The 7,659-nt window shown below is 64.4% G+C and carries 9 protein-coding genes; 5 read left to right on the forward strand and 4 right to left on the reverse strand.

Annotated features, from left to right (window positions below):
• Positions 1-336: PhzF family phenazine biosynthesis protein (locus EN750_RS10600; protein ID WP_145967547.1), on the reverse strand; the 336-nt coding region annotated here is incomplete at its 3' end.
• A 101-nt stretch (positions 337-437) separates the two neighbouring features.
• Here EN750_RS10600 and EN750_RS10605 point away from each other — a divergent pair.
• From EN750_RS10605 to EN750_RS10620, 4 genes are all read left to right on the forward strand, one after another.
• Positions 438-1,730: an efflux RND transporter periplasmic adaptor subunit gene (locus tag EN750_RS10605; RefSeq protein WP_127396386.1), complete on the forward strand. Its 1,293-nt coding sequence runs from the start codon at positions 438-440 to the stop codon at positions 1,728-1,730.
• Positions 1,731-1,734: 4 nt separating this feature from the next.
• Entirely contained in the window at positions 1,735-2,448 is a 714-nt protein-coding gene (locus EN750_RS10610; protein WP_127396387.1) for an ABC transporter ATP-binding protein, read from the forward strand.
• Complete coding sequence (locus tag EN750_RS10615; RefSeq protein ID WP_127396388.1) at positions 2,445-3,662, forward strand: ABC transporter permease; 1,218 nt, start codon at positions 2,445-2,447, stop codon at positions 3,660-3,662. The genes EN750_RS10610 and EN750_RS10615 overlap by 4 nt, the downstream gene beginning before the upstream one ends.
• A 128-nt stretch (positions 3,663-3,790) precedes the next feature.
• Positions 3,791-4,033, forward strand: coding sequence for a hypothetical protein (locus EN750_RS10620; protein WP_127396389.1), 243 nt, complete (start codon positions 3,791-3,793; stop codon positions 4,031-4,033).
• Here the strand turns inward: EN750_RS10620 and EN750_RS10625 are convergent.
• Positions 4,030-4,746 (reverse strand): hypothetical protein, encoded by a 717-nt coding sequence (locus tag EN750_RS10625; protein ID WP_127396390.1) that lies wholly within the window; start codon positions 4,744-4,746, stop codon positions 4,030-4,032. The two genes, EN750_RS10620 and EN750_RS10625, sit on opposite strands and share 4 nt — an antisense overlap.
• Positions 4,747-4,749: 3 nt before the next feature.
• Positions 4,750-5,862: an endonuclease/exonuclease/phosphatase family protein gene (locus EN750_RS10630; protein ID WP_127396391.1), complete on the reverse strand. Its 1,113-nt coding sequence runs from the start codon at positions 5,860-5,862 to the stop codon at positions 4,750-4,752.
• Between the two features lie 189 nt (positions 5,863-6,051).
• Here EN750_RS10630 and EN750_RS10635 point away from each other — a divergent pair, with 189 nt between their 5' ends.
• Positions 6,052-6,615, forward strand: a complete 564-nt coding sequence (locus EN750_RS10635) for a BA14K family protein (RefSeq protein ID WP_127396392.1) — start codon at positions 6,052-6,054, stop codon at positions 6,613-6,615.
• Positions 6,616-6,715: 100 nt separating this feature from the next.
• Here the strand turns inward: EN750_RS10635 and ilvC are convergent.
• Positions 6,716-7,659 (reverse strand): ketol-acid reductoisomerase (ilvC, locus tag EN750_RS10640; protein WP_127396393.1); only part of this gene is annotated, 944 nt, incomplete at its 5' end.

Below are 7,659 nucleotides of genomic sequence, written 5' to 3' on the forward strand. Positions count from 1 at the left end.
GCTGACGGCACACCGCACCGGGCCGATGTTTTCCTCCAGCACGAAGATGCCGGCGCCGCCCTCTTGCGCCAGTTCGGCCAGCGCGATCGCGGCGCCGACCGTCGGATGGCCGGCGAACGGCATTTCATAGTCGGGGGTGAAGATTCGAATGCGGTTTTTGTGCTTGGGATTGTCCGGCGGCAGCACGAAAACCGATTCCGACAGATTGAACTCACGCGCGATGGCCTGCATCGCCGCCGTGTCCAATCCCTTGCTGTCCAGCACGACGGCCAAGGGATTGCCGGCCAATCGCTCGGTCGTAAACACATCGTAGAGCAAGTAATTCCGGGTTTTCATTCCTGCCTCAATCCCAACATGGGCGAAATTTAATTTGATATTTGAACCAGTAAGCCTGATCTGTGCACAGATAGGGACATTGCGCATTATAGGGGTCCAGCGTGGACCAGATTGTCAATCTGCCAAAGACGGAATCGGATTCCGCCATCGAGACGGCGCTCGGGCTCGACAGAACGGGTCGGCGAAAGTCGCGCCGGCGCGGCTGGCTATATGCTCTGCTGGCGTTGATCGTGCTCGCTGCCGCGCTCGGCGTCTATCAGTGGTATGCCGGCTCGCCGGCCAGGATCGATTACACCACCGTGCCTGCCGCCAAGGCGGACCTCACCGTCGCGGTGTCGGCGACCGGCACGCTGCAGCCCCTTACCCAGGTCGACATTTCAAGCGAACTGTCCGGCATCATCCGCTCGGTCTCGGCCGAGGAGAACCAGCAGGTCAAGAAGGGTGACGTGCTGGCGACACTCGACACGGTGAAACTCGAAGTCCAGATCGAGCGCGCCGAAGCTTCGGCCAAGGCCGCCGCCGCCAATGTCGAGGACGCCACGGTTACGCTGGCCGAAAACGAGAAGGCGCTTGTGCGCGCCGCCGAACTGACCAGGCGCGGCATGGCGACCGACCAGTCGCTTGAAGCAGCAACCGCCACGCGCGACCGTTCCAAGGCAGCCCTCGACAGTGCGCAGGCCAACCTCGCCATCGCCCAGGCCGACCTCAAGGCGCAGCAGACCGACCTTGCCAAGAGCACCATCTATGCGCCGATCGACGGCATCGTGCTTACGCGATCGGTCGATCCCGGCCAGACGGTCGCCTCCTCCCTGCAGGCGCCGGTGCTGTTCATCATCGCCGCCGATCTCAGGAACATGGAACTGGTGGCGGCGGTCGACGAGGCCGACATCGGCGCGGTCAAGTCAGGCCAGCATGCCCGCTTCACCGTGGATGCCTTCCCCGAGCGGCCGTTCGATGCCGAGATCCGCGACATCTCCTATGCCTCGGTCACCACCGACGGCGTCGTCACCTACAATGCGCGGCTCGAGGTCGACAACAACGAGCTGTTGCTGCGGCCCGGCATGACCGCCACCGTTTCGGTCGTCACAAAACAGGCTAAGGGCGTGCTCACCGTACCCGCCACCGCCTTCCGCTATCGCCCGGCGCAGCAGGCCGCCCGCGGCTGGAGCCTGAGCGACCTGTTCACCGGCCGCATGGGGCGCCCCGGCGGCAATCGCCAGCGCCAGGCCGCCACAGTCCCCACCGACGGCTCGCGCACGCTCTACGTGCTGGAGAACGGGCGTCCGCACCCGGTCAATGTCAAGATCGGCTCCACCGACGGCGAACTGACCGAGATCATTTCGGGCCTGGACGAAGGCGCACAAATCATCACCGCGTCGCAGCAGCGGAGCTGATGCCGTGGCTACGGGCGCGACCCTCATCACCTTCGACAAGGTCTGGAAGAGCTACGGCCAGGGCGAGGCCAAGGTGCATGCGCTGGCAGGCTTCGATCTAGCGATCCGGCGTGGCGAATTCGTTGCCATCATGGGTCCGTCCGGCTCCGGCAAGTCGACGGCGATGAACATCATCGGCTGCCTCGACACGCCGACGGCCGGAACCTATTCCTTCATGGGCATCGACGCCGGCCGGCTCGACCGCAACCGCCGCGCCATGCTGCGCAACCTTTATGTCGGCTTCGTCTTCCAGGGCTACAATCTGCTGGCCCGCACCACGGCAGCCGAAAATGTCGAACTGCCGCTGATCTATCGCGGTGTTGCCGCGCGCGAGCGCCGCGACCTTGCCATGCAGGCGCTGGCGGAGGTCGGCCTTGTCGGCCGTGAGCACCACACGCCGGCCGAGCTGTCCGGCGGCCAGCAGCAGCGCGTGGCGATCGCGCGCGCCATCGTCACGCGCCCGACGCTCCTCGTCGCCGACGAGCCGACCGGCAATCTCGACACCGCCCGCACGCACGAGATCATGGACCTGCTCACCCGGCTCAACACCGAGCTTGGCCTGACCATCGCCATGGTCACGCATGAGGCCGACGTCGCCGAATATGCCGAACGCACAATCCGCTTCCTCGACGGCCATGTCGCTTCGGATTCCAGGAAGCTGGAGATCGCACAGCCATGATCTGGGAAACCGTCCGCCTCTCGCTGCGCTCGATCCGCCGCAATGTACTGCGGTCGTTCCTGACGCTGCTCGGCATCGTCATCGGCGTTGCCGCCGTCATCGCCATGCTCACCATCGGCTCGGGCACCACAGCAAAGGTCAAGGCCGACATCTCCAAGCTCGGCAGCAATCTGCTGGTGGTCCGCTCCGGCCGTCCGGCCGGCCCCGGCGGACCGGGCGGGCTCGACCAGGTGGTGCGTCCGCTCGCGGAAAAGGACCTGGCGGCGCTGGTGGCGCACCTGACTGGCGCGCGCGCCATTTCGCCTGCCTCGCAAAAACAGGTGCGCGTCATCTTCGGCACCGAGAGCCTGACCTCGGGCGTCACCGGCACCGACAGCGCCTATCTCGATGCGCGCGACTGGAAGCTGGTGTCGGGCCGCCCGTTCAGCGATTCCGAAACCCGCTCGGGCACAGGCGTGTGCCTGATCGGCGAGACCGTGCGCCAGCAGTTCTTCGGCGCCGGCGATCCCGAGGGCGAGATCATCCGCGTCAACCGCACCTCCTGCAAGATCATCGGCCTGCTCGAGCCCAAGGGCTATACCGGCTTCGGCCAGGACCAGGACAATGTCGTGCTGATGCCGCTGCACGCCTACCAGCGCCGCATCGCCGGCAACCGCGACATCGACAACATCTACATCGCCGCCGACGACCGCACGCCGACCAGCGAGTTGCAGCCGCGCGTCGAGGACATCTTGCGAGACGCGCGCCGCATCACACCCGATCGCGAGAGCGATTTCGCCATCCGCGACATGACCCAGATCGCCGACGCCATGGCCAGCGCCACAACCACCATGACCGGCATGCTGGGCGCCGTCGCAGGCGTCAGCCTGCTGGTCGGCGGCATCGGCATTATGAACATCATGCTGGTGTCGGTCACCGAACGCACGCGCGAGATCGGCATCAGGCTGGCCATCGGGGCGCATGAAAAGCACATCCTCATCCAGTTCCTGGTCGAGGCGACGGTGCTGTCGCTGCTCGGCGGCATTATCGGCATCCTGATCGGGCTGGCGCTGGCCGGCCTCGCCGCGGTGACGCTGACCATCCCGTTCGCGCCGAGCCCGGCGGTGATCCTGCTCGCCGTCGGCTTTTCCGCCCTGATCGGCATGGTGTTCGGCTTCTTCCCTGCGCTGCGCGGCGCCAGGCTCGACCCGATCGACGCGCTGCGGCACGAATAGGCACCCGGTCGGAAGCGCGCCAGCGCTCCAACCGGTTTTGCACAGTCTTCGGTGTTTCCCCCCTGCCCGCCGCTGTCGCCGCGCCGTTCGCGATGCTAGGGCAATTCACCTGGGTGGAGGAATGCGGGATGAGCAAGAAGGCGCGACTGGTCCTGGCGATTGTGGTCATCGAGGCAGGTCTTGCAGGCATCTGGTGGTATCTCGCCCGCTTCGGCATGGCCAATCCCGATCGCGTCACCGCTGACTTCCAGGCAGTCGTCGGCCAGACCATGGGTATGGCGATGGGCGGCTTGCTCGGCATCGGCTTCATCCTGTTCCTCGTCGCCGCCCGCAACGATCGCAACGCGGCGCAGAACAAGACGCGCCCTTAATTCCCGTTTGCGAAATGCCACTCGATCAGCGGCTTCATGTGCGGTGACAGCCCGACCGGCAGGTCGGCGGCATGGCGGATGATCACCGGTCCCTCGATCTCCGGCTCGGTCTCGGTGGCGACGAACGCTGAGATGCGCCTGGCGATCTCGTCTGCGGGCGCCATCTCATGATAGCGGCGGAAGATCACCGTGCCGCTGCTGGTCGACATGGCATGGTAGCGCTTGCCGCGTTCAACACCTGACAGGTCGAGCCCGGTTTCCTCGCGCACCTCACGCATCATGTTGAAATCGACATCGACCAGCCCGTCGCGAAAATCGACCGGCTCGAATGAGCCGGCGGCGAAATAGACGCGGCCGGCGTTGACGGTGTGAGGACCCATGCGGATCGCCACCAGCGCATTGTCGCCGGCCACCAGCATGGCATGCGCATAGGCATGCTCGGCGCCCGAATTCTCGCGCCGTTTCCGCCACAGCATGAACGTCGAGTAGTTGACCGCATGGCAGCGGCCGATGAGACGGCTGTCGCGGTAGGCAAGTTGCGACAGCAGCACCACCATGCCGTCGAACAGCGCCGGATTGGCGGCGATTTCGTGCTGCCAGTTCTCGGCGATCGCCTCTGCATTGTCCCTTGCGAAAGGGTGCGGACCGGGATCGAGCCGGACATCGATGTCGTCGACCGGCAGGATGACGTTGCGCGGAAGGTCGAAACTCATGCGTCAGGTCATGTCCAGCGTGATCGCCACTGGGCAATGGTCCGATGCCTTCGGTCGGTCCCAGCCGGCGCGCGGAAACCGCTCGACCTCCTGCCCCGGCGGAAAGATGGTGCGCCAGGGCTGGCCGTTGCGGATGATGTCGGGAACGGCCGTTGCGTTGCTGGCGGCGAGCCCCTTCGACAACAGGATGTAGTCGAGCTGGCACAGATGCCGCTCTTCCGGTCCGCGCGTGTGGTAAAAACTCCAGCGGTTCATCTCCGGCCGCCGCTCGACGACGTTTTCGCAAAAGCCGCCTGCCGTCAGCACGTTGATGCAGGACTGGGCTTCGTCGACCACCTCGAAGCGATAGCCGTCGATCGCATCGCCGGCCACCTTCACGCGCTGGCGATAATCATTCATGTCGCCGCATATCGCCCAGCGTTTGTTGGCGGCATGCTCCCCACCGAAGCGCTCCTCGATGATGCGGCGCACGGCCTGCGCTTCCGCGATGCGCACCGGCATCGTCGCCTCGCGCCCGTCGAGCCCGTTGCGCGGCGAGCCCATCGACTTGAAATGCACGAGATAGAGCGTCAGCGGCACACCGCCCACGGTGACGTCGATCTCCAGGCAGTCGCGCCGGAAAATGCGCTCATTGGCCTGATTGCCCAGTGCCTCGAGTTCCGGCGTGTGCAGCCCGAACTGCTCGTAGGTGACATAGGCATGGCTGGTCATGCGCACGAATTCGATCGGCTGGCCCTGCGCGGTCTCGTTGCGCATCATCACGGCAACGTCGATGCCGCGCGAATCATTGCCCGATGTGGTGTATTTCTGCCGGTAGCCCTGCCCCACCATCTTGAACAGATAGCCGTATTCGAAGGCCTTCAGCGCTTCGATGTTGTCGACCTCCTGCATGCAGATGATGTCGGCCCGGGTGGCAGCGATTGCCAGCGCCGTCAGTTGGCGCGTGTCGTCGGACTGGGCGATGGCGCGGGCCTGCTCCAGGATCCTGTATTCCGCCTCGCTCTGGATATCGAACAGCGCCAGCGTTCGATCCTCGTTGAGCTGGTTGCGATAGCCGGAAAAATCGAACCTGTTCATCAGGTTCTCGACATTGAAGGTGGCAAGGCGCAGCGACATGCCACGACCTTTGCCCGCAAGTGCTTCGGAAAACAAGCGCGCAAAACCACCATCTGAGATCGATTGGTCCTGGGCGCGTTCGCGTCATGGTTGACGGAACCTTTCCGTTCATCCGCCGTTCAGATGCAAACATCCATTGTTGCCCCATTCCTCGGGTGGGCGTGGGGCCTGTAACTCTTGGAGAGTGCAATGAGTTCGCTCTTTTCTCCCACGGTCAAATCGGGGCTGATAGCCCTCGGTATCCTGTCCGGCGTCACGGCACCGTCCGCCGCCGGACCGATCATGCAGCCGGATCTGTCGATACCCACCAGCACGGCGGCGCCGAATGTCACGCCGGTTCGCGACAGTTGGGCCGGCGGCAACAACCGTCAGTTCAACAACGACGATTGGAGATGGCGCCGGTCGGGCAATTGGGACGGCGGCCGTCGACACTGGCACGGCGGCGGCGGTAATTGGAATGGTGGAGACAACTGGCGTTGGCGCCATGGTCGCCATCACTATCGCGGCGGCCGTTATTACGATGATGGCGCGAGTGCCGCGATCCTGGGTCTTGGCCTGGGGCTTGGCCTCGGCAGCATGTACAACAATTACGACTACTATGACCGGCCGGCGCCGCGCCGCTACTACCGCGCGGGACGGCTTTCGAGCGCCCATGTCCAATGGTGCTACAACCGCTACCGGTCGTACCGGGCCTACGACAACACCTTCCAGCCCTACAACGGCCCGCGCCAGCAGTGCTACTCACCCTATTGAGCTGACCTGTAGCTGAGCCGACCGGCAGAATGAAAAAACGGCGCCACTTGGCGCCGTTTTTGTTCTGGAAGCCGCTGTTTCGAGCGCTTGTGGATTTCGCTCAGTTCTTGGCCTTGTCGACCAGCTTGTTCTTGGAAATCCAGGGCATCATCGCGCGCAGCTTGGCGCCGACTTCCTCGATCTGGTGGCTGTCATTGTTGCGGCGGATGCCCTTGAAGCGGGACATGCCGGCGCGGTATTCCTGCATCCACTCCGAGGTGAATTTTCCCGTCTGGATGTCCTTCAGCACGCGCTTCATCTCGGCCTTGGTCTCGGCGGTGATGATGCGCGGGCCCGAGACATATTCGCCCCATTCGGCGGTGTTCGAGATCGAGTAGTTCATGTTGGCGATGCCGCCTTCATAGATCAGGTCGACGATCAGCTTGACCTCGTGCAGGCACTCGAAATAGGCCATCTCAGGCGCGTAGCCGGCTTCCACCAGCGTCTCGAAACCGGCCCGGATCAGCTCGACCAGACCGCCGCACAGCACGACCTGCTCGCCGAACAGGTCGGTCTCGCATTCCTCGCGGAAATTGGTCTCGATGATGCCCGAACGGCCGCCGCCGACGCCGCAGGCGTAGGACAGGGCCAGGTCGAGCGCATTGCCCGAGGCGTCCTGGTTGACGGCGACCAGGCACGGCACGCCGCCGCCCTTCTGGTATTCGCCGCGCACCGTGTGGCCGGGACCCTTCGGCGCGATCATGACGACGTCGACCGTCGACTTCGGCTCGATCAGGCCGAAATGCACGTTGAGGCCGTGCGCGAAGGCGATAGCGGCACCATCGCGGATATTCGGCGCGATCTCGTTCTTGTAGATGTCGGCCTGCAGCTCGTCGGGCGTTGCCATCATCATCAGGTCGGCCCATTTGGCGGCGTCGGCCACGCTCATCACCTTGAGCCCATCGGCTTCGACCTTCTTGGCGGTCGCCGAACCGGCCTTGAGACCGATGGCGATTTCCTTGGCGCCGGAATCCTTGAGGTTGAGCGCGTGCGCCCTGCCTTGGC

This window comes from Mesorhizobium sp. M7A.F.Ca.ET.027.03.2.1 (genome assembly GCF_003999175.1).
In the GTDB taxonomy this organism is placed as follows: domain Bacteria; phylum Pseudomonadota; class Alphaproteobacteria; order Rhizobiales; family Rhizobiaceae; genus Mesorhizobium.

What these genes read in the sequence shown, in the direction of transcription:
- EN750_RS10620 (WP_127396389.1), top strand. Translation starts at nt 3,791, where the DNA reads ATGAGCAAGAAGGCGCGACTGGTCCTGGCGATTGTGGTCATCGAGGCA.
- EN750_RS10625 (WP_127396390.1), bottom strand. Translation starts at nt 4,746, where the DNA reads ATGAGTTTCGACCTTCCGCGCAACGTCATCCTGCCGGTCGACGACATC.
- EN750_RS10630 (WP_127396391.1), bottom strand. Translation starts at nt 5,862, where the DNA reads ATGTCGCTGCGCCTTGCCACCTTCAATGTCGAGAACCTGATGAACAGG.
- EN750_RS10635 (WP_127396392.1), top strand. Translation starts at nt 6,052, where the DNA reads ATGAGTTCGCTCTTTTCTCCCACGGTCAAATCGGGGCTGATAGCCCTC.
- EN750_RS10615 (WP_127396388.1), top strand. Translation starts at nt 2,445, where the DNA reads ATGATCTGGGAAACCGTCCGCCTCTCGCTGCGCTCGATCCGCCGCAAT.